General features: G+C 51.6%; 21 protein-coding genes. 19 read left to right on the top strand and 2 right to left on the bottom strand.

Features of this window, described 5'->3' with window-relative positions; translation table 11 throughout:
* Window positions 1–50 precede the first annotated feature (50 nt).
* Window positions 51–1133 (top strand): ribosome small subunit-dependent GTPase A, encoded by a 1083-nt coding sequence (gene rsgA / locus OIN60_RS11685; RefSeq protein ID WP_305755040.1) that lies wholly within the window; start codon window positions 51–53, stop codon window positions 1131–1133.
* A gap of 50 nt (window positions 1134–1183) precedes the next feature.
* Window positions 1184–1522: a L,D-transpeptidase gene (locus tag OIN60_RS11680; protein ID WP_305755039.1), complete on the top strand. Its 339-nt coding sequence runs from the start codon at window positions 1184–1186 to the stop codon at window positions 1520–1522.
* A gap of 134 nt (window positions 1523–1656) precedes the next feature.
* Here the strand turns inward: OIN60_RS11680 and OIN60_RS11675 are convergent, their stop codons facing one another.
* Window positions 1657–1896 (bottom strand): hypothetical protein, encoded by a 240-nt coding sequence (locus tag OIN60_RS11675; protein ID WP_305755038.1) that lies wholly within the window; start codon window positions 1894–1896, stop codon window positions 1657–1659.
* Between the two features lie 347 nt (window positions 1897–2243).
* On the opposite strand from OIN60_RS11675, the gene OIN60_RS11670 reads away from it, so the two are divergent.
* The 10 genes from OIN60_RS11670 to OIN60_RS11625 all read left to right on the top strand — a co-directional run bounded on the left by OIN60_RS11670 (window position 2244) and on the right by OIN60_RS11625 (window position 13637).
* Window positions 2244–2564 (top strand): hypothetical protein, encoded by a 321-nt coding sequence (locus tag OIN60_RS11670; RefSeq protein ID WP_305755037.1) that lies wholly within the window; start codon window positions 2244–2246, stop codon window positions 2562–2564.
* A 17-nt stretch (window positions 2565–2581) separates the two neighbouring features.
* Window positions 2582–6574: a type VII secretion protein EssC gene (essC, locus tag OIN60_RS11665; protein WP_305755036.1), complete on the top strand. Its 3993-nt coding sequence runs from the start codon at window positions 2582–2584 to the stop codon at window positions 6572–6574.
* Between the two features lie 16 nt (window positions 6575–6590).
* Window positions 6591–7421 carry a hypothetical protein gene (locus OIN60_RS11660; protein ID WP_305755035.1) on the top strand — a complete coding sequence of 277 codons (831 nt, stop codon included), beginning with the start codon at window positions 6591–6593 and terminating at the stop codon, window positions 7419–7421.
* Window positions 7421–7963 (top strand): WXG100 family type VII secretion target, encoded by a 543-nt coding sequence (locus OIN60_RS11655; RefSeq protein ID WP_305755034.1) that lies wholly within the window; start codon window positions 7421–7423, stop codon window positions 7961–7963. The genes OIN60_RS11660 and OIN60_RS11655 overlap by 1 nt, the downstream gene beginning before the upstream one ends.
* A gap of 171 nt (window positions 7964–8134) precedes the next feature.
* Window positions 8135–8410 carry a WXG100 family type VII secretion target gene (locus OIN60_RS11650; protein ID WP_305755033.1) on the top strand — a complete coding sequence of 92 codons (276 nt, stop codon included), beginning with the start codon at window positions 8135–8137 and terminating at the stop codon, window positions 8408–8410.
* A gap of 175 nt (window positions 8411–8585) precedes the next feature.
* Window positions 8586–10559 carry a serine/threonine-protein kinase gene (locus OIN60_RS11645; protein WP_305755032.1) on the top strand — a complete coding sequence of 658 codons (1974 nt, stop codon included), beginning with the start codon at window positions 8586–8588 and terminating at the stop codon, window positions 10557–10559.
* Between the two features lie 60 nt (window positions 10560–10619).
* Window positions 10620–11372: a vWA domain-containing protein gene (locus OIN60_RS11640; RefSeq protein WP_305755031.1), complete on the top strand. Its 753-nt coding sequence runs from the start codon at window positions 10620–10622 to the stop codon at window positions 11370–11372.
* A gap of 12 nt (window positions 11373–11384) precedes the next feature.
* Window positions 11385–12224 carry a protein phosphatase 2C domain-containing protein gene (locus OIN60_RS11635; RefSeq protein ID WP_305755030.1) on the top strand — a complete coding sequence of 280 codons (840 nt, stop codon included), beginning with the start codon at window positions 11385–11387 and terminating at the stop codon, window positions 12222–12224.
* Window positions 12225–12350: 126 nt separating this feature from the next.
* Window positions 12351–12719 carry a winged helix-turn-helix transcriptional regulator gene (locus tag OIN60_RS11630; protein ID WP_305755029.1) on the top strand — a complete coding sequence of 123 codons (369 nt, stop codon included), beginning with the start codon at window positions 12351–12353 and terminating at the stop codon, window positions 12717–12719.
* Between the two features lie 108 nt (window positions 12720–12827).
* Entirely contained in the window at window positions 12828–13637 is an 810-nt protein-coding gene (locus OIN60_RS11625) for an SDR family oxidoreductase (protein ID WP_305755028.1), read from the top strand.
* Window positions 13638–13658: 21 nt separating this feature from the next.
* Here the strand turns inward: OIN60_RS11625 and gluQRS are convergent, their stop codons facing one another.
* On the bottom strand, window positions 13659–14672 hold the full coding sequence (gene gluQRS / locus OIN60_RS11620; protein WP_305755027.1) for a tRNA glutamyl-Q(34) synthetase GluQRS: 1014 nt from the start codon (window positions 14670–14672) through the stop codon (window positions 13659–13661).
* A gap of 131 nt (window positions 14673–14803) precedes the next feature.
* Between gluQRS and hrpB the strand changes: the two genes are divergently transcribed.
* The 7 genes from hrpB (at window position 14804) to OIN60_RS11585 (ending at window position 22152) form a co-directional block, all read left to right on the top strand.
* On the top strand, window positions 14804–17302 hold the full coding sequence (hrpB, locus tag OIN60_RS11615) for an ATP-dependent helicase HrpB (RefSeq protein WP_305755530.1): 2499 nt from the start codon (window positions 14804–14806) through the stop codon (window positions 17300–17302).
* A gap of 90 nt (window positions 17303–17392) precedes the next feature.
* Window positions 17393–17923: a general stress protein gene (locus OIN60_RS11610; RefSeq protein WP_305755026.1), complete on the top strand. Its 531-nt coding sequence runs from the start codon at window positions 17393–17395 to the stop codon at window positions 17921–17923.
* A gap of 271 nt (window positions 17924–18194) precedes the next feature.
* Entirely contained in the window at window positions 18195–19373 is a 1179-nt protein-coding gene (locus tag OIN60_RS11605) for an acyltransferase (protein WP_305755025.1), read from the top strand.
* A 238-nt stretch (window positions 19374–19611) separates the two neighbouring features.
* Window positions 19612–20013 (top strand): VOC family protein, encoded by a 402-nt coding sequence (locus OIN60_RS11600; protein WP_305755024.1) that lies wholly within the window; start codon window positions 19612–19614, stop codon window positions 20011–20013.
* Window positions 20014–20211: 198 nt separating this feature from the next.
* Window positions 20212–20571, top strand: coding sequence for a replication termination protein (locus tag OIN60_RS11595; protein WP_305755023.1), 360 nt, complete (start codon window positions 20212–20214; stop codon window positions 20569–20571).
* Between the two features lie 24 nt (window positions 20572–20595).
* On the top strand, window positions 20596–21600 hold the full coding sequence (locus OIN60_RS11590; RefSeq protein ID WP_305755022.1) for a Gfo/Idh/MocA family protein: 1005 nt from the start codon (window positions 20596–20598) through the stop codon (window positions 21598–21600).
* Window positions 21601–21774: 174 nt separating this feature from the next.
* Window positions 21775–22152 carry a DivIVA domain-containing protein gene (locus tag OIN60_RS11585; protein WP_305755021.1) on the top strand — a complete coding sequence of 126 codons (378 nt, stop codon included), beginning with the start codon at window positions 21775–21777 and terminating at the stop codon, window positions 22150–22152.
* Window positions 22153–22154 lie beyond the last annotated feature (2 nt).

The raw sequence follows: 22154 nt of genomic DNA, 5'->3' as shown, positions 1-22154 counted from the left end.
GGAAAGGGAATTGCAAAATGAAAATGGAAGCGGAAGGAATGGGTATAAACATGAGTATAGAGAAATACGGCTGGTCGGAACAATGGCTGCAGTTGTGGGAGCAGCTTGCGATTGCAGGTTATAACGACTCTGCGATAAAACCTGCCAGAGTAACAGCCGACTTTGGACAAAAAATGAAAATTATGACGAATGATGGTGAACGGTGGGCTGTGCCTTCCGGAAAACTGCGTCATGAAACGTTGGGAGCCGCCGAGCAGCCGGCTGTCGGGGATTGGGTGGCAGTCGCTTATTCAGCATCGGAAGACGATGCGGTTATCCATGCTGTTCTGCCGCGGAAGAGCAGGATATCGAGACAGGCTGCAGGAGTGGAGACCAGAGAACAGATCATTGCCGCCAACGTGGATACGCTGTTTTTGGTCCAGGCGCTGAATGGTGACTTTAATGTGCGGAGAATGGAGCGTTATCTCATTATGGCGTGGAACAGCGGGGTTGATCCGGTCATCGTGCTGAGCAAAAGCGATCTTTGTCCTGACCCGTCTGTCTATGTGGCGCAGATGGAAATGACAGCGCCAGGAGTTCCGGTGCTGCTGGTTTCAGCTTGGGATGACGCGGGAAAAGAGCAGCTCGAATCGTATCTGCGGAAGGGGCGGACCGTCGCTTTGACCGGCTCGTCGGGTTGTGGAAAATCAACCCTCGTAAACTGGCTTTCAGGAGAGGAGCTCCAGGATACCCAGGGCATACGGGAGGCTGACAGCAGAGGCCGGCATACAACGACACATCGGCAACTATTTCCGTTGCTGCATGATGCTGTTCTCATCGATACGCCAGGGATGCGGGAGCTTAGCCTGTGGAGTGATGAGAGCGGAACGGAAACGACGTTTGCTGATATTGAAAGCCTGGCGGCTCGATGCAGGTTCACGGACTGCCGGCATATGCGGGAGGAAGGGTGCGCTGTGAAGGAAGCGGTAAGCAGTGGAGCACTATCTGCCCCGCGACTGGATAGCTATAGAAAGATGAAGCGGGAGCTGGAGTATCAGAGCCGCAAAGAAAACGAGAAGGCCCGCAAAGTCAAGGCAGGGAAAGCCTCCCGTTCCCTAGATTCAACGGGCTGGCGGCATGATATGGAATGGTAATGTATGACATTTGCGGTGCTCCTGCATAGGATAATGCAGGAGGGAAGGTTATGCCGAATTACAGCATTACTGTAGATCTGTCGGATCACCGCTTGTATCTGATAGATGGAGACCTGGTCGTCAAAAGTTATCCGGTTGGGATAGGTAAGCTGGCAACCCAGACACCTCACGGGGAGTTCATTATTGTAAACAAACAGAATAATCCGGGAGGCCCCTACGGTGCTTTCTGGCTTGGACTTTCAGAGCCGCATTATGGCATACATGGCACGAATGCACCATGGAGCATCGGGAAATCGGTATCCCAAGGCTGCATTCGCATGTATAACCAAGACGTGTTGGAGCTGGCCGGGATGGTGGGCGTAGGCACTCCCGTGAAAATCCGTCCTTAACACATAAGGATAGATGCTCTGTCTATTATAAGCTTCACTTGATGAAAGCAGGTATTGCAACACAAAGGCAAGGGAGAATCCGCTCGGACTCTCCCTATTTTGCTTTTTTTACTTTATAGAAGAAAATCTCTATATTAATAGAGGGACAGAGCCAGCGAATCGTTCTCGCTAACACTGTGCAGGATGGCCTCGCAGCCAATGATTTCAATGCTGATCAGAGAGTTTAAGCATTTTTGCAGTGCACGCTTGCCTGTCGCAATTTTATTCTCCAGTGTGCTGGATAGCAATCTTAAAGTCTTCTGGACAGGCTGTTTGTTTTCATGATTAATATACACAGGAATTCGTTTGTTTTGAAAGATTATTAGTGTTCTCATAGAAATCACCTCACTAGAGTTATTCCTGATACTGATTGTAGTTTCTGTATCTTAAAATTACCTTAAAAAAACCTTATAAAAACATAAAGGTCAGAAAAATTTACAAAGTGTTCACATTTTGTTGGGATAAAGAACATTTTTTTGAATAGATAAAAAATGAAACTATTGACTCTACTTATATAAAAATATACATCTTAAGTCTTATGCAGCATGCTTTTATGGGTAGTTTGTAACAAATTGACAGAATGAAAGGGCTCATGTAAAGTTACATTAATAGTTTTAATCATGGTTGTTTCTGGTCAGGAATAAACGGAGAAACGACATTTTTTTGAACGGGAGGGGAGCTTATGATCCTGACCGTACTTGCGGGACGACAGGAAACCGAATGGTTCGATATAGAAGTGGATGATGATTATTCCGTACAGCATTTAAAGCTGATGCTCGGTTTACGCATATTTAGAGAAGCGCCTGGAGACGGCGTACAATATATTATGGAAGCCAAATTCCCGGAAGGGCTATGGTTTCCGGTTGAAGACTGTCAGCAACTAACTGGAGCAGGCCTTAGGGAGGGCTGCATAATCCGGATACAGAGGGCTTTTTCTACTACCGAAGAGGAGGCGCCTGTGTTTGGCCGCAGGTCCCTGTTTCAGAATACGCAAAATGAGTAAAAAGGGGGACTTTTGACGTGAATGCTTTGTATCAACGATCCCCGCGAATCCGCCCCGTCCTGCACGACGAAAAGCTGGAAATTTTGCGGCCCCCGGCTGAACCGGGCAAGCCTACGTTTTCTATGGTATCCCTTATTATTCCATTAATAATGACCCTGGTTACAGTCGGTTTCTATATCTACATGAGCAGAACAGGGAAAATGGGAAACAGCAACTATTTCATGTTCCAGATCCTTACACTCTTCATGATGGTTACCTCCTACACCATTCCATTTTTCGTATACCTGCACAACAAGAAAGAATACCGGCTCAAGCTGGAGGAACGGGACCGTATGTACAGGCAGCAACTGCAGAAGCACCGGGAGGAGCTGCAGGAGAAGAAGCAGGAGCAAGTTCGCATTTTATATGAAATTCATGGTGATCCGCAGATTTGCTCCCAGATTGTCAAAAGCCACAGCAGCTCATTATGGGAGCGATCTCCGGAAGATGATGATTTTTTGCAGGTGCGAATCGGTACGGGGGAAGTTCCTTTTCACATCAAGGTGCAGGTTCCCCGTGCGGATGGCTATGAAAGAGAGCCGTTGCTGGAAGCAGCCCATGAGCTTGCTGAAGATTATCAGACGGTGGGAGATGCCTCGATTGCGCTTCCATTATTTCAATCCAAGGTCATAGGTGTTGTTGGTGAGCGTCAGAATACGCTGGCTGCGCTGCGGGTCATAATGTCCCAGGTTGCTGTCAGACACTCGCCCGATGAGGTGAAGGTGGCGGCTTTTTATAATGAGCGCGAACAGCATGATTGGAGCTGGATGAGATGGCTGCCCCATGTGTGGGATGATGACCGCTCACAGCGTATGATGTCAGACCGGAACAGCAGCGCTCATCAGTTGGCCGATTATCTGTTCTCACGTTTGAACCGCCGCCGGAACAGCCGCAAGGAGCGCGGGGGCAGACATATGGAGCTTCCATGTTATATCGTCGTGCTCTCGGAAGCACAGTTGATCGAGGAGGAGCCGCTGCTCCCTTTGCTGCTGGAAGACGGATCGTACATTGACGCCTGCACCATCGTGCTTGCCTCACGCAAGGAAGCACTTCCAATGCAGTGTCAACTGATAGTCGAAGCAGGGCCGGAGAACGGAGTATACACCCTTAAATCAGAGTCGTCGAATATTATACAGAAGAGCTTCCGTATGGACAGGCTTACTGTGGAGGAAGCTGATGCTCTGGCCCGATATATGGCTCCGATCCGGCTTAAGCGTTCTTCCGCTTCTGATATCCCTGCGGTCCTTCCGTTGTTCGGCATGATGGGTGTGGACCGCGTAGAAGAGCTGAACGTACTGTCGAGATGGCAGGAAGCAAGGCATCCGGACACCCTTCCGGTTCCTATGGGGGTTCGTGCAGGTGGCAAGAAGATTATGATTAATCTGCATGATAAGATTGAGAGGCAGGGGCACGGACCGCACGGCCTTCTTGCTGGGACTACCGGCTCAGGCAAAAGTGAAGTGCTTCAGTCCATCGTTGCATCTCTTGCGGCCGAGTTTCATCCGCATGATCTTGCCTTTATGCTTATCGACTATAAGGGTGGCGGGATGTCCAACACATTCGTTGAGCTGCCGCATGTTGTCGGGACGATCACAAATCTGGACAGCAGCTTGATCGAGCGGGCCAAAATTTCTCTGAAGGCTGAGCTGGTACGCAGACAAAAGATACTCAATGAAGCGGGCAATCTGCAGCACATCGACGAGTATTACAGGCTCCTCCGCCAGCGCCATGCGCAGCCGCTTCCTCATCTGGTCATTATCATTGATGAATTTGCACAGCTCAAAAAAGATCAGCCTGAATTTATGGATGAGTTAATCAGCATCGCGGCCATCGGTAGGACTTTGGGAGTACATCTCATTCTGGCAACCCAAAAACCGGCTGGTGTAGTCGATGATAAAATATGGAGCAACTCGCGGTTTCGCATCTGTCTGCGCGTGCAAAGTGAAGGCGACAGCCGCGATATGATCAAAATTCCGAATGCCGCCTGGATTACAAAGCCAGGCAGAGGTTATTTCCAGGTTGGCAGTGACGAGGTGTTTGAAGAGCTGCAATATGCATGGAGCGGTGCCCCCTATCGAGATGATGACGACAGTTCCAAGGTCATGCCGGTGAACGAGGTCCGCTTGAACGGCAAGAGAGAACCGCTGTTAAGCGGAGATCGGGCGGCATCGGCTTTACAGGGCGCTGAACCGCCTAAGCAACTGCAGGTATTTATCGACTATATCGCGGCTCAGGCCGCAGCGGCGGGAATCGGACGGCTGCAGGGGCCATGGCTGCCCCCGCTGCCCGAGGTGCTGGACTTGACAGTGCTGCCCGCACGGGCTGCCGAAGCTGGCCTGTACGGGCAGGCTGAGCTGCGCCCGGTCGTGGGGCTCTTGGACGATCTGCCTAACCAGCGACAGGAGCCGCTACATATTGCAATGGATCAGGGGCATTGGGCGGTATATGGAATGCCCGGGATGGGTAAAACGACCTTTGTGCAAACCCTGCTTGTATCCTTGGCACGCTCTTTTACGGCAGAGCAATGGAACGGCTACATTATTGATATGGGCCGCATGATGCGTGATTTTGCGGATTTGCCGCAGGTAGGTGGAGTGATGATGGGCGAGGAGGATGACCGCATCAAGAGGTTGTTCCGTTATTTGCTCAAGTTGTCCGCACAGCGCAAAGAGCTTATCGCTGAAGCCGGTGTCAAAACTATAAACGCTTACCGGCGTTCCGCTGTAGGCACTGTACCACAAATCGTGGTCGTCATTGACGGCTATTTGAATTTCAGGAATGCCTATCCCGAAGAAAACGAGCTTTTGGAAGCCATACTTCGCGAGGGAGGCAGCCTTGGCATTACTTTTGTTATAACGGCCAATCGCATCACTGACTTGTTCGAGAAATTCCGCAGCAACATTCCGAATGCGGTGAGCTACGAGCTGGCGGATCCAAGCGATTATTATTATGCCGTCGGCAGGCCTGCCAAAACTCCGGGACCGCTTACGCCCGGCAGAGGGCTAATTAAGGGACAGGTGCCACCGTTGGAGTTCCAGACGGCGCTGCCATCATCGGGTGAGGACGAAGCCGAGCGCTCGGCGGAGCTGCGCCGAAGCATTGCTCTCGCGGGACAGACATGGAAGGGAGAAAAGGCGCCTGCCATTCTTCCTTTGCCCGACAAGGTTCCATTGTTAGAGCTAATTCGTTCATGGAAGCGTACAGAGGAAATGGAACGGGAAAATCCGTTCCAGGTCCCTGTTGCGATACAGACAGATGATCTTGCACCGTTTCTTATTAATTTAAAGGAAGGCCCGCACTTTATTGTAGGAAGTCCGATGGAAGGCGGGAAAACGTCTTTCCTGCTCAGTTGGATGCTGTCGCTGGCTTATTACAATTCTCCGGACAAGCTTGTCATGTATACGGTGGACACAAGGTATGGAGGAGGGGGACTGTCCAGACTGAGACATCTCCCTCATGTAAAGGCGGCGGCTGAAAGTGAAGAGGAGCTTGCTCCGCTGGTGGGGATGCTGTATGAGGCAGTCCAGCGGAGGACGAAAGACGGGAACGATCCGGAGCTGCTGCTCGTCATTGACGATGCGGATATGCTTAGCAAGCAATTAACTGATTTCACGGTTAAGGATCAGCTCACCTCCATCGTCCGCCTGGGACGGGACCGGAATGTGCACGTGGTGCTTTCCGGGGTGCCGCAGGATTTTCCGACGTTTGGTGTGGATTGGTTTAGTGATGTGAAGGCAAGCCAAAGCGGTGTTCTATTTGGCACGCTTGATCCCAATGATTTATCCTTCTTCCGAATCCCTTATTCAGAGTCCAATAACGGCTCAGGAGGGTTGAAAGTCCTACCTCCAGGGCAGGGGTATTACATCAGGCGCAAATTCAGCAGGATTAAAGGGGCAATTCCTTTTGATGAGGGGCATAGCTGTGAGGATTGGATCGTCAAAATTCGTGACCGATGGCATGTTGTAGTTTGAAGGGAGGTGGCACATAATGTTAACGTTTCAGGTTTCCCAACAGAAACTGATTACGCTGAAGTCCAAAGAGTTGTTTTTCCTGGCCGGTGTATTGGGGTCCAATAGGCTGCTTGGCGTAGAAGATCCCTTTCAAGGGTTTCTTGCGGAAGAATTGACGGCTGAGTGGGATTTGGTCAAAGTTTCATTGATGGAGAAAGGCTATCTTCGTCAGGTGGAGAACGGGGGAGAGCTGGCTATTCCGCCGACCGTCTTTTCCAGAGTTGCTATTGCAGGCCTGTCCAGCAGAGCATGCCGGTACAGATATACCAAGGATGGTACACAATTTGAAGGTTATCTTCACTGTACAAACGAAAGGGTGGTTGAATTGTCACCATCCGAGGACAGTGATGACGAATACCGGCTCAGCGATCTTGGAGACGTAACAGCGGCTTGTGACACACTGACAGATAAAATGGGATGGCGTGAACAGGCTCAAGAAGAAGTGCCTGCCCTTATGTTTTCTCAAAAAAAATTCCGCGAGATCTATGATCTTGTTGAAAAAGCAGATACACAGTCGCTTGCTTCAAGCTTTTCGGAAGCGAGCGGCGATCCGGAAGGCTCGATGAAACTGGCGCAAACGTTAAATTCGAGAATTGCGGACGGAGAGCTGCAACTGCTGGTTTGGAACGGACGGGAATGGCGAGCACAACGGGCTGCTTTTGCCGTGAGTGAATCCATGAGCTGGCTGTTCCGGATGAGTTCGGGCGGCAACGGGGATTGGCTGGTTGCTACTTTAACGACACGTACTCAATTTGTGGATTTGCTTCTAAATTGGTTAAGACAGTCTGCAGGGGAAGAGGAAAGGTGATGCACATGCGCATTCGAGTAGAGCCGGATGTGCTTCGAACGCTGAGTGGCCAGCTACAGAGCGCGGCGGAGCAGATTCAACAGATTACAAGCGGACTGGAGCAGGCGCTGCAGTCCTTGGAGTGGGAAGTGTCTGCACGCGAGGCAGTCATGGATCAGTGGATACAGGGCAAACGTTTGTCCGAGCAAATTCATGTTGGCCTGCGATTGCTTGGTTCGCAATTGAGCAGTAAGGCGGATCAGTTTCAGGCGGCTGATCATAGCTATAATACGATTTTGGATAGTGTGAATCTGGGGCGGCCGACTGCTCTCTTCCAACAAACCATCAGCTCTAGTCCTTCCATCCTGTCTAATTCGGATCAAAACATAGGTCGTATCTCCGACCCTCAGTCCGTGATCAGCGTCATCGGGGGACGGGGAGCCGATTCGGATGCGCAGGTGAGTGATAGCATTCTTAAACTGGCTTCGCTGCAGCAGCCGCAGGATTGGCGGTTCGCCGACCCAACCTACAACAGAAACGAGCCCGCGGCATCGGTTAGATAAAGGTGAAAACCAAAAAGATAAAATAACGACAAAAGTCGCGGAAATATTTTTTTAAACGGGGTAAATTGGATTAGGTCCTACGCCATTTGTGACATGAGACGATACTATAGTAGAATGATATCCAGACATTACCAAAATTTTTTTTAAATTTTTTAAGGAGGTCTCATTGCAATGGCAGGACGCATTTTAATTACTCCAGAACAGGTCGATCAGGTAGCCAACCAATTTAAACAAAGCGGTGAGCAGAGCCAGCAGATCGTTTCCAGCCTGACTCAATCCATTCAAGGCATGGAAGGCCAATGGGAAGGGATGACGAAGCAGCGCTTCTTCCAGGAGTTCCAGGAAGCCAGCAAGCAAATGCAGGCATTTGTGCAAACGCTGAACAGTATCAGCCAAGAATTGACAGCGATCGCCAATAAATTCCGTACGGTCGACCAAGCGAAATAAATATCGTTTCTCGATTTGTAAGAGAAGCTTTGAAGATATTACCGTTTCGTTATATAATACCAGTAATGCAATTTTGCAAGAAAACCGGGCGCTCCTAGGACACCCGGTTTTCTTGCCATACAGAGAATAATCTCGCACAGCATGAATTTGATTTGATCAAAGAGAGGGATGTCGCATGTCTTTTCAACCCAATCCGGGAGATGAACTGATCATCAATGATGAGGTCTATGTTGTCGGCAGCCACCCGGCGGCACCTGGTCTCGCTTATGCGCAGGCTGGCAGACAAGGCATAGTTTATCAGCTTCTGGATAAAAGCGGAGCGCCTCATAAGGCCAAAGCTTTGAAAGTGTTTTTTTCGAAATTCCGGATTCCCGCTATGGTATACCAATCTGAACATATGGAACTCTACGGTGAAATTCCAGGCTTGCAGGTCTGTAAACGTGACGTGCTCACTCCAGAAAGGAACGGAGATTTAATTACCAAACAGCCGGACCTGCTTTATGCGGTGTTAATGCCATGGGTCTACGGGAAAACCTGGTTTGACTGCCTGACGGAGCAAAGCCGACTTGAGCCCTCCGACAGTCTTGTGCTGGCCAGATCTCTTGCAGCCATCGGCTCTGCCATGGAGCAGAGAGGACTGGCTCATTGTGATTTGTCCGCTCCCAATGTGATGATTCCGTTTTTTTCTGAAGTTGAACTGCCTGAAGGAGTATCCCCGGTGGAACTGGTGGATGTCGAGCAGATGTACAGTACGAAAATGGACCGGCCTGACACGCTGCTGGCTGGATCGCCAGGTTATGCCGCACACAGAACGGTACATAGCGGCTTGTGGAGCGCATATGCGGACCGTTTTGCAGGCGCCGTCATTATTGCCGAAATGCTGGGCTGGTCGGACCCAACCGTAGTGGACAGGGCCTGGGGTGAAAGCTATTTCGATCAGCTCGAAACGCAGACCCCGTGTGAGCGGTATTATATCCTGCGTAAATCGCTGGAATCCCGCTGGGGTACCCGCTTGTCCGATCTGTTCGTAAGAGCGTGGGAAAGCCAGGATTTAAGCAGTTGCCCTACCTTCGGCGAATGGCTTGTCGTTCTAAATTCTCTCTCACACGAGCAGATTCCATCCACCGAGCAGGCGGAACCGGAACTGAAGGAGACAACCAGCGCAGCAGCTATCGTGGCGGGAGCCGAAACTCTTTCAATTGGAATATCGGCTCCAGTGTTGGAAGGCACGCGCGGAGACAAAGATATTATTGATCGTTTGTTCCGCGAGGCACGGGAGCTGGAGGAGGCGAATAAACCTGCCGCCGCTCTTGAGGTATACCGCTCGCTCTATCATTTTGCGGAGGAAGGGAGCCCGCTTCAGGTTGAGGTGCTGGCTGCCATCCAGGGCTTGGAGGAGCTGCTCCATCCGCCGCTTCCGGCAGAGCCGGTGAAGCCTGCCTGGTACCGGTCCAGAAAAGTTATGATTTCTGCGGCAGCGGCCATCGTTGTGCTGGCCGGCTCGATTCCGGCGGTGCAGATTTTGGCCGACCGCGCGAACACGAAGCAACTGGAAGCGGTTAAGCTCGCTGAGGAACAAAAGAAACAGGAAGCCCAGCGGCAGATGGAGGAGGCAGCGAGGCTCAAAGCGGAGGAAGAGCGGAAAGCCGAGGAGCTTGCTCTCGCGCAGAAGAAAGCCGAAGAAGAAAAAGCGAAGCAGGCGGCCGCTGCGGCTAGGCAAGCTAAATATGAAGCTTATTTAGCATCGAAGGAGAAGCAGAAGCAGGAAGCCTCCAAGCAGGAGCTTCAGACCAAGTACGAGCGTCAGGCCAAATACGAAGAATATCTCACCTGGAAGAAAGAGCGCGATGAGCGTCTGGCCGCTGAAGCGGCTGCTGAGGAGAAAAGAAAAGCAGAAACGGCAGCGGCTGCTGCCAAAGCGGCGGTCGAGCGGAAGGGAAAAGTGCTTCAGCTCATTTCCCTGTACAACAAAGCATACAGCTCGCAAGAAGGCGGCAGGGAGGATAAAGCACGCAGTTTCGCCATCCAATTCACCCAACTGTACGAAACGAATTCTTCTTATTTCCATTCGGTTGGAGAAATGGGATATCGGGCCTCAGCGCTGTACAAATATTTAAGTGAAAGTGATTACAGGCTGCCGAGTATTTAGCCGCTCCTGAAATCGAACATGAACAGAACTTAATCGCTTGACCGAGGTGACAATAAACCTATGAACTACAGTATTCAGGCATCCCAACGCACTCCCGCCTTAGTTATTTATTTAATAGATATCAGTGCCTCCATGAATATGCTTATGGATGGAAAGCGGCGTATGGACGTCGTGTATGAGGCCCTCTCTCTCGCCATCCGTCAGATGGTTTTCCGGTCCACGAAGGGCAACAGACTCACTCCAAGGTACCGGATTGCGATTTTGGCCTACAGTGATGATGTTTACGATTTGTTGAATGGAATTAAAGGCATTGATGAGATCGCCGCCGTCGGCTCGCTGCCTGATTTGACGCCTAAGCGTTTCTCTGATTCAGCCAAGGCTTTTCTGCAGGCTGAGCGCATTTTGCAGGCTGAAATCCCTCATATGCAAGATTGTCCGGCACCGCTAGTGTGCCATATGACGGATGGAGTATCCACCGGTGATGACCCGGAGCCGATAGCCAAAAGAATTATGAACATGAGCGTACCTGACGGGAATGTGCTCGTGGAAAATATATTCATTTCCGATAAGCTGCTGGATGCCCCGATTCTGGAGCCTCGCCGCTGGAAAGGTATTACAGCCGAAACGGTTCTTCAGGACGAGCATGCGAAGAAGCTGAGAAACATGTCCTCTGTGCTGCCTGGAAGCTACCGGGAAATGTTGTTTGAGGCCGATTACCAATTGGGCGAGGGTGCCATGATGATGCTCCCTGGAACATGTTCCGAGCTGGTGTCGATCGGTTTCCAGATGTCGGCAGCCACACCTGTAAGGTAAGGAGGATAAGGCATGAATCCACTGCTGTCCCTGCTATCCATAGTCAAAAAAAGAGGGAACATAACAAAGCGGGATTACTTTACTTATATAAGCTCCCAAACCTCGGAACAGCCGCTCAGCCGCTTTGAAAGCAGGTTCCACTGTCGATACGGCTATGGTCGTTCCTCGGACTCTGCGCATGCCGGAGAGAGTGGTCAGGATTTTGCTGCCTTCCGTATTGAAGGCCCCGTATGCACCTTTGTTCTATGCGACGGAGTGGGCATGAGTTATCGCGGGGAATTCGCGGCTCGTTACCTGGGCCAGTCCCTGCTGGACTGGTTAAATGACGATGCAGAGTTAAATCCTGCACGACTGAAAGAGCGTCTCCAGCAATGGGCTGTCTCTGCTGCGGACACATTAGAGAAAGAGCCAATTCCCTCTATGTCGGCCCTGCTCCGCAATGTGCTTGAAGAGAAGCGCAGGCAGGGCAGCCAAACGATGTATATATGCGGCAGAATTGAGCTTCCATCCCGTGGCAGGAAAGGGAAAATGATGCTGGCCTGGCAGGGGGATTCCCGAATCAGGCTGTGGAAGGGAGCGGAAGAAGCGCAGGGGATTTTTGAGGATACGTTTCGGACCTCGGAGCGCTGGTCAACAACCCGTGGTCCTGTAGGCGGTCAGCCGCATTGGTATGAGAGCAGGCTAACGGGAGGGGACCCCATGAGGCTGCAGTTGTACACGGACGGCCTGGCCGATCTCGATCCCATTCGGGAGCAGCTTCCGGATGACCAGATTCAAATCCTGCTGGACTCCAGGCATACGGACGGTCTGGATGATGATGCGGCTTTTCTGGAGCTGCAGTGGGAAATATAGCTTTTTATGCTTAAACGCCGACAGTTTCTTTTAGACTGTCGGCGTTTTTTGGCGCATCCTACCGTATTGTAGTATACTTATTATACTGTGTAACTAAAAAGTACTGTAAAGGAGGAGCGCGACTGTATGCGAAATCGAAAAGGCGGCTATGGTTCCTGTCCAGCAGGTTGTCCGGTGGAGTCCACGCTTGATGTGATCGGGGGTAAATGGAAGGGGATTATTTTGTACCACCTGCTCAGTGGAACGAAGAGGTTTAATGAGTTCAGGCGATTGATGCCAGGCTTAACACAGCGGATGCTGACACTGCAGCTTCGTGAGCTTGAGGAGGACGGGATCGTTCATCGCGAGATTTATCCGGTCGTTCCTCCCAAGGTGGAATATTCACTGACTGAATTCGGAATGACGCTGAAGCCGATTATTATGCAGATGCATGATTGGGGGATGCGGTATGAGCAAATGAATCCTCGAAAATTCGCAGATGACAAAAGCATTTAACCCCTTTTCCCATTCAAACAGGCTCGACACTGATTATATAAAGGTTCTTTTTTGGTAATCTTGAGAATACCGGTGTTCTCGGCAATTTATATAAAGGAGCGTGTCCATATGAGCTACTTTGCGGCGGTTGGAGCTGCGTTTGAAGGGAAGACGGCGATCATTACCGGTGCCGGTTCTGGCATTGGCAAGGCTGCTGCGCTTCAGCTTGCGAGGGAAGGGGCCAATGTAGCCCTCTTTGATTTGAATCATGAACGCACCAAGCTGACTGAGCAGGAGATTAATAGCGTCCGCACTGGCGCGGCACGCGCGTTTGATGTGGATATTTCTAATCCGTTACGGGTAGAGAAGGCGGTGCTCGAATCGGTCGAGCTCTTTGGAGGGCTGGATATTGTCTTCGCCAATGCAGGGATTAACGGCGTAGTCGCTCCTATTGAGGAGATCGGCATCGAAGATTGGCGCCAGACGCTGGCCACCAATCTGGACGGGACGTTTCTGACGGTCAAATACACTATTCCCCATTTGAAAAAACAGGGCGGCGGCAGCATCATCATTACCAGTTCGATTAACGGAAATACACGCTTTACAAGCTTCGGCATGTCCGCCTACAGTACATCCAAGGCAGCACAATGCGCTTTTGCCAAGATGGCCGCTTTGGAGCTGGCGAAATTCCGTATTCGGGTCAATGTTATTTGTCCGGGGGCGGTCTCTACCAATATCGATGATTCCACGATGAAGACAGAAGGCCTCAAAGAAATCATCATTCCCGTTGAATTTCCGGAGGGAGGACAGCCTTTGGCCGATGGGCCGGGCCAGCCGGAGCAGGTGGCCGATCTGGTGCGTTTCCTGGCTTCCGAGCAATCCAGTCATATCACGGGTGCACAGATCGTTATCGATGGAGCAGAGTCGCTGCTGTTCTGACGCTGATATGCTGCTGAAAGGCTACAACTTCGACGAGCCTGAGATCGTGTGCGCCTGCAGAGCCCGTAGCTCCTCCTCGCTCAACCTTACCGGGTGGGCAGGCAGCTTGCTCATGTCAAAGAGCGGTATCAGCTCGGCTGCCGCAACAGGAATGGGTTCAGGAGTAAGGCCGCTCATGAAGGCAAGCCAGCCGATCACCGTTTCAGGACGGACGTCACGTTCGCGCATGGCTTGCAGAGCGATGCCACCATGTCTTTTAGCCAGCCGGCGGCCATCCGGGCCATAGACCAGCGGGACATGTGCAAAGCTGGGCGGCTTGTACCCTAGTGCTTCATACAGCAGCAGTTGTCGCGGTGTGGAATCCAGCAAGTCGCTGCCTCTCAGGACATGGGTCATCTTCATCTCAGCGTCGTCCACCACGACGGCAAGCTGATAGGAGAACATTCCGTCCGCCCGTTTGACAATGAAATCACCTCCTGTGGAGGCTGGTACGGATACGATCCCCGCTACTTGGTCGTGAAAGGTGATGAAACGCTCCGGATTGTCCGGAGTTTTCATTCGCAGGGAGGGCGTCTTATAGCGCTCTTTTTCTTTTCTTTCTTCCTCGCTAAGCCAGCGGCAGGTTCCGGGATATGCAGGGCCTTCACCGGCAAGTCCATGAGGTGCACTGGCTGCTCCCAAAATGTCCGTGCGGCTGCAAAAGCAGGGATAAAGCAGTCCTTGCTCATGAAGCTTGTTCAGAGCAGACTCATACTGCCGCAGCTTCATGCTTTGCATATACGGGCCATAAGGCCCCTCCTGATCAGGTCCTTCATCCCAATTGATACCCAGCCATTTCAAATCCTCAAGAATGGCTTTGACCAGTCTGCTGCGTGAGCGGGTCATATCTATATCTTCGATCCGCATGACATAGGTGCCTCCTGCGGCACGAATCTGCAGCCAGGAAAGCAGCGCTGTTCTCGCGTTGCCTAAATGCATCAGTCCCGATGGAGTAGGAGCGAAGCGTCCTCTGACATTATGCTTGTAATCATCCATGTATATGACCCCGTTTCATGATATGAACTACATCCTCTATTATAAATCGAGCGCCCCCGGATGTTCCATGCTATGAATTTCGTTATAATAGACAGACAGAAAGAAGACCATAAAAGAGGTATTATAAGATGATGTTAAAAAAAGAACTGCCCATTTACCAGATACTGTCTGAGCTTAAAGATACATTTCGGAATCAGTCCTCTGCCGTGCTTGTGGCTGAGCCAGGCGCTGGCAAAACGACCGTGGTTCCGCTGGCTCTGCTTGAAGAGCCTTGGCTGGCTGGCAGAAAAATCATCATGCTTGAGCCGCGCCGTCTGGCGGCCCGCTCGGCTGCGGCCCGGATGGCCGAGGCCCTGGGAGAAAAAGTCGGGCAAACGGTCGGCTATAGGGTTCACATGGATACCAAGATCGGCCCGTCCACACGGATCGAAGTCGTAACGGAGGGGATTCTCACCCGGATGCTCCAGGGAGATCCTGCACTGGAAGAAGCGGGGGCGGTCATTTTTGATGAATTCCACGAACGCAGCCTTCATGCCGACCTGGGGCTCGCGCTTGTCTTGCAGACGCAAAGTCTGCTCCGGCCGGAATTGCGCCTGTTAGTGATGTCGGCTACTCTCGAGGCGGCGCCGGTTCGGCACCTGCTGGGCGGCGCCCCTCTGCTGGAGAGTTCCGGCCGCACTTATCCGGTGGAGACGGTCTATGTTCCCAAGCCCAAAGCAGCCCCTCTGGAAAGCTTTGTGGCAGAACAAGTAGTGCGGCTGCTCTCCAGACATGAAGGTGATGTGCTTGTATTCCTTCCGGGGGCGCGCGAGATTCACCGGACCGAAGCGGAGATCATGACACGGGGATTGCCGTCTGGTGCTTATGTGCGTAAGCTGTATGGCGCTCTTTCACTTAAGGATCAGGATCAGGCGGTTCACCCTTCACCGGCTGGCCAGCGTAAAATCGTGCTCTCCACCTCCATTGCCGAATCCAGCCTTACGATTGAGGGGATAACGATGGTCGTGGACAGCGGCCTGCGGCGGGAGCCGGTTTTTTCTCCGCGAACGGGCATGAATCGGCTGGAAACGGTCAAGGTGTCCAAGGCTGCGGCGGATCAGCGCAGGGGGAGGGCAGGTCGGTTGGGACCCGGCACATGCTACCGACTGTGGAGCATGGAGGAGCATGGTGGACTTGCCGAGGCCGGACGGCCGGAAATTTTGTCGGCTGACCTGGCCCCTCTCGTGCTTGAAACAGCGCTGTGGGGGGCGGAGGATGCGAGCGAGCTTGCCTGGATCGATCCACCTCCAGGGCCTGCGCTCAGACAGGCGAGCGAGCTATTGGAACGGCTGGAATGTCTCCGTGAAGGAAAAATTACAGAGCATGGAAAAAGGGTTGCGTCCCTAGCCGCTCATCCCCGGCTAGGGCATATGCTGTTAAAGTCAGCAGAGCTGGGATATGCCGGACAAGGTAGTTGCCTGGCTGCCTTGCTGCAGGAACGAGACCCGTTTAAATACGGTGCCGATCTTCGTCCCCGTCTGGAGAAGGTCTGGGACAATCTTGCAGGCGGCACCCGCAAATTGGATTCGAAAGCTCCTGTTGACGGTGAACTGCTGGGCCGGATTACGCAGAACAGCCGTCATTTGCTGGCCGGGCTGCAGCCGGTTATCGGAGGACGGGATCGAGGATCGGCATCCTGCGGTTTGCTGCTGTCATTTGCCTATCCGGACCGGATCGGGCGTTCCCGTGGTGAAGGCAGGTACTTGCTGAGCAGCGGCCGTGGGGTCAGGCTTGCGGGCGAAGAATTGCTGTCCAGGTCAGATTATCTGGTAGCCGCTTCAGTAGAGGATGCGGGCGCAGACGGCACAATCCGGCTGGCGGCACCTGTGGAGGAACAGGAGCTTACGGAGCATCAGCCTGGGCTGATCAGCGAGCAGGCAGCGGTATATTGGGACTCTGCCGCAGGAGCTGTCCGTGCGCGCAAAATGGTCCGGCTCGGCGCCATTGTGATGAAGGAACTGCCCTACGAGCGGCCCCCACAGGACCAAATGGCTGAAGCGTGGATGGCCGGGCTGCGGGATCGTGGACTGGAGCTGTTGACCTGGACAAAATCGGCGCGGCAGCTGCAGAAGCGCATCGTTTTCATGCACCGGAAGCTGAACGATTGGCCTGCGGCGGCGGATGAGGATCTCCTGGCCAATCTGGAGGATTGGCTGCTTCCGTATGCCCAAGGAATCCGGAGTCTGTCTGATTTAAAAAAGCTGCAGGTAGAAAGCCTTCTCCTTGGCATGCTTAGCTGGGAACAGCGGCAGGAGCTTGACCGTGAAGCGCCGACACATATACGTGTGCCAAGCGGCTCCAATATTCCGGTGGATTATAGCAACCCGGATGCCCCGGTGCTGTCTGTCCGGCTGCAGGAGCTGTTTGGCATGAGCGCCACACCCCGGCTCGGCCGAGGCCGTGTGCCCGTGGTTCTGCATTTGTTGTCACCCGCCCAGCGTCCTGTGCAGGTGACTTCCGACCTTGCAAGCTTTTGGAAAGAGGCATATTTTGAAGTGAAAAAGGATCTGAAGGGCAGATATCCGAAGCATTACTGGCCGGATGATCCCCTGCAGGCTGCTCCGACGAGCAGGGTCAGACCAAGGAAATAGCTTAATCCGGCTGCAGGAGTTCGTTTCGCCGTCTGTCGCACAGGGTAATATGATGACGAACCACTTCAAAAAAATGAGGAGGTATCAGTCATGGAAACGAAGAAAATTGTCGGTGTTTTTGATACGGAAAGAGAGGCTTCCCGGGCGATCGAAGACTTGCAGCGTCAAGGTATTCCAGCGGATGAAATTTCGGTCATCACGAAGGACCGGGATGATCTGAACACCATCAACGAGGAGACGGGTACCAAGGCGCCGGAGGGTGTCGCCACCGGGGCCGCCACTGGCGGAGTAATTGGTGGTGTGACCGGGCTGTTGGCGGGTATTGGCGCATTGGCTATCCCTGGTGTCGGACCCATTTTGGCCGCAGGGCCAATTGCAGCGACATTGACCGGAGCGGCTGTCGGCGCTGGCGCGGGTGGACTGGTGGGCGGATTGGTGGGACTGGGCATTCCTGAAGACGAAGCACGTGAATATGAGAGCTATGTAGATCAGGGTAAAATCCTGGTGCTTGTGGATTCCGACAGCAGCAATCAGGTGTATGATATCTTCCGCACGAACCGTTCGCTGAATGCGGATCGGTATGCGATGTGGGATGATGTCACGAACCGGCCTAGATTGTAGGCTAGCAATAGCTCTAACAGGGCGATTCATGCGGATAGATTATGATTCCCAAGAGAGCCATCCCCATGGTCACAGCCATGATGGGATGGCTCTTTTCTGCCGGAATGCAAGATTGATGATAGCCTGCCCGCACGGGGAGGAAGTGAATATTGGCTTGTAAGTTTGTGACATGGAAAATGTTTAGCGACTCTTCCAATGCTCTTACGGTTTACGGGATGCGATCAGCGATTATAATAGACTGGTAGACGATAGAGATGGTTGGGGGAGAAATATGAGCAAAAAGGAGAGAGTCGCGGAGATCGGGGTATTGCGTGGCCTTGCATTTGCAGCCGTGGTGCTGCAGCATTCGATTGCACATTATTCTATCGTGCCCGGGGTTACTCTGGCGGATGGGGTGCTGCTGGCGATTTTGCTGCTGGCGGCGAAATTTGCGGTGCCTGTGTTTGTTTTTATTACCGGCCTGGTGCTGTTCTATAATTATGATGGCAAGCTGTCCTTCGGGACATTCCTGAGCAAGCGTTTTAAAGATATTATTGTGCCTTATATCATCTGGTCGGCTGTTTTTGAAGCCGGTAATGTGCTTGCCGCCGGGGGAGCTTGGAGCTGGGATACGCTGCTGCTGTACGGACAAAAGCTGCTGACCGGCAAAACAAGCTATCATTTATGGTATATCGTCATGATTATTCAATGCTATCTGCTGTTTCCGGTGCTGCGAAAAGCGGTTCGGGCCATTGCAGCCGCCATTCCGGCAAAAGTAGCACCGGCGGCGCTCGCCGCTACGGGGCTGCTGTATGTTGGATTGATGTACTGTATTGGTCCGATTTCACGTATGTTCGAGGCGTTGGATATCCCAGTGCTGACGCCGATGTTTACTGTTTATGCGGATCGAAACGTGCTGTATTTCCTGTTCTATTTCATTCTTGGCGCGTCGGCCGGTATGAACATAGGCCGCTGGAATGAATGGGTCCGTAAAGCCGGCTGGATGTACTGGAGCCTTTTTGCCCTGCTGACAGGCATTCTGCTGTTCAGACTTGTCGGAACGTTTCAGACAGATGAAGGCTTGGTTATCCGCTTCCATTCAGTATCGCTGCTGCGTCCTTTGATGGCTGTATACTGTATCGTGCTGATTTTTGCGGCATACCGGATGGCTATGGCCATTATTGCGACAGCTCCCCTTATAGCCCGCCGGATTTCCTGGCTGGGGATGGTGTCCTATGGAGCTTATTTGATGCATCCACTCATGCTGAGGTTTACTTACCTGCCTGACCAGCAGCTGTTTGCTGCATGGAATGTCACGGTTAGAACCCTGATGTCCTTTGTGGTGTGCAGTCTGCTCTCGGCGGGAGCCGCCTGGCTGCTGTCCCGGCTGCCATTGGGGCGGTGGACGGTCGGCTTCCAGACGCGGCGCCCCATCCCAAATACCCGCAAGCAGACAGGCTTGCCGGGTTAGGCCTGATAGACCGGCGCACGGTGCGCGACCGCTTCTTTACAGGGCCTCTCTTGACATTTTTCACAAAATGTAACTATATCAATTACAGATCTGCACTCGAAATGAGATTAAAGTAAGTTTATGGAATTTATTAAAGTATATTACTTTCAGGTGTGCTTGCTATTAAGCTATAATGCTTAATAAAGGTGTAAGTAAGATGAAGGCATACTATCTCTCTATATATGGAAGGGGTCACCAAATGAATCAATCAATCGCCCATGTCGCTCTTATTGTGAAGGATTATGATGAAGCAATCGAATTTTATACAAAAAAGCTGAGCTTCACTTTAGTTGAAGATACATTTCAACCTGAACTGAATCGAAGATGGGTTGTAGTATCGCCGCCGGGATCGACCGGCACCGCCTTAGTGCTTGAAAAAGCATCGGAGCCGGAACAAGAGGTGTTTGTCGGCAACCAGACCGGTGGAAGAGTTTTTCTTTTTTTAAACACCGATAATTTCTGGAGAGATTATGAAGATATGAGAGCAAAGGGAGTCGAATTCATTCGTGAGCCCATTGAACAACCCTATGGAACGGTTGCCGTATTCAAAGATTTGTACGGGAATATGTGGGATTTGCTAGAACCCAAAAAAGCTCAATAGTTAACAAAACAGCGGCGGTCTTGAACTTTATTTTTCGTTCATGGCTGCCGTTTTTTTAATTTTACGGCAAGCAAGCTTACCCACAAAATTGTAAAAAGAGATACCCAACCTATGAAAAATTAGAATAGTGACAATGTGGAAATTACTCTATAATAGAGGAAGGGAATGGTTCGATACGACAAGGAAGGGAGGACGAGAATGGCGTTCATGATTTCTCAGCGGGCATTTATCAAGCTGTATCTGATTACAATGGTAGAAAAGCATCAGGAGTACGGGTACCAAATGCTGGAGAGCATGAAGGGGGAGTTTAAAAGCTACGGCTACGTCCCTCCGCAGAGTGAGGTCTACAGAGCCTTGCATGAACTAGTCCAGGAAGGAATCCTCTATCGTACGAAGAAGCTGAAGGGCTCGGACCCACGCGTGGATTTTCAGGAGATCGTCCTCTATCATTTTACAGATGGAGGAGCCGATAAGGCTAAATTGTATAAGGAGCAGATCAAGGCTGATTTGGACAGATGTCTCGGTATATTGCACAAGGCTGAACAGGACAACTACTAAACCAATACGGGAAGGATGAGGAAGATGGCCCGGAAATTGAAATGGGGAGTTATCAGTACAGCGGATATTGCGAGAACTGCCATGATTCCGGCGATACAGGAATCGGAGCGGGGAGAGGTCGTCGCCATAGCGTCCCGGGATGCCGATAAAGCGCTTGAGATGTCCAAGCAGTATAATATAGAAAAATTTTACGGAAGCTATGAGGACCTGCTTCAGGACCCCGAGGTTGAAGCTATTTATATTCCGCTTCCGAATCATCTGCATAAGGAATGGACGATCCGCTCGGCCCGGGCCGGCAAGCATATATTGTGCGAGAAGCCGTCCTCTCTGAGCGCCGGCGATACTGTCGAAATGGTTGAAGCCTGCAACCAAGCGGGCGTGCTCTTTGCCGAAGCGTTCATGTACCGTTATCACCCGAAGCATCAGCGTATAAAGGATATCATCGCCAGTGGTGAAATCGGTGAGCTTCGCAGCATTCACTGTACGTTCACCTTCAACAGCTCCGATCAGGAGGATAACGTGCGGTTTAACAAGGAGATGGGTGGAGGCTCGATTTACGATGTTGGGGTCTATCCGATTTCGGCTGCACGTATGTATCTGAAGAGCGAGCCTGAGGCTGTAAGTGTTCATGCGCTCTATTCCGAGAAGCACGGCGGCGTTGATATGATGGCTTCAGGATTATTGGAGTTTCCGGGAGACATCACCCTTACCTTCGATTGTGGCATGTGGGCTGCCAGCCGTTCCAACATGGAAATCCTGGGGACGAAAGGAACGATCGCCATGCCAAAAATGTTCGGCTGGGAGAAAACGTCTGTTGTTCCGCAAATTTTTGTTCATGTGGGAACGATGACTCGTGAGGAAAGACTGAAAGGACACAATTCTTTCAAGCTGCAGGCAGAAGCGTTTGCCGCTGCTGTTCTGGACGGGACACCGCTGCCATACGAGCCGGAGGACTCCATTTTGAATATGAGGGTAGTGGATGCCTGTATTGAGTCGGCAAGAAGCCGCCGGAGGGTCATTGTGGGTTAAGGCTGAGGTGGTATAATTCTATCATTTTAAAGCAGGCTGTCCAGCGGACAGCCTGCTTTGCACAATTAGCGGTGGATGAAATCAGAAGGGCGAGGCGCTGCAGGTGAACAGGTCTTGTTTTATTCTCATGTCGAAATATGTTATAAAAATAATAGGGCTAAGGAGGTCGTACTGATGGATGAGTATATGAAACGCAGGTTGGAAAAGCAAAAACAGTTGTTTAAGCAGCTTGGCATACAATTGGACGCGCTTTCTATTCACCAGAAGCAGTTTAAAACCAAAATGCGCGGTTATGATCCGGATGAAGTGGATGCTTTTCTGGATGAAATTATTAAGGACTATGAACGATTTTATGCCAATATCGCAGACTTGATGGATAAATGGCAGGAGCAGCAGACCGTCATCAAGGAGTTGAAAAGTGCGCCCAAGCCGGCTCACGATTATAATACGATTGACCGCAGGCAGCTTGAGGAGGTAGTTACACAAATGGAAAACAGCCTGCGGCTGCTAAAGGTGCGCTTGCGCCCAGAAAATGACTTTTTCCCGGAGTGAAG

Source organism: Paenibacillus zeirhizosphaerae (assembly GCF_030705605.1).
Classification (GTDB): domain Bacteria; phylum Bacillota; class Bacilli; order Paenibacillales; family Paenibacillaceae; genus Paenibacillus; species Paenibacillus zeirhizosphaerae.
Note: the sequence above shows the minus strand (reverse complement) of the source record. Positions and strands in the feature narration are given on the sequence as shown.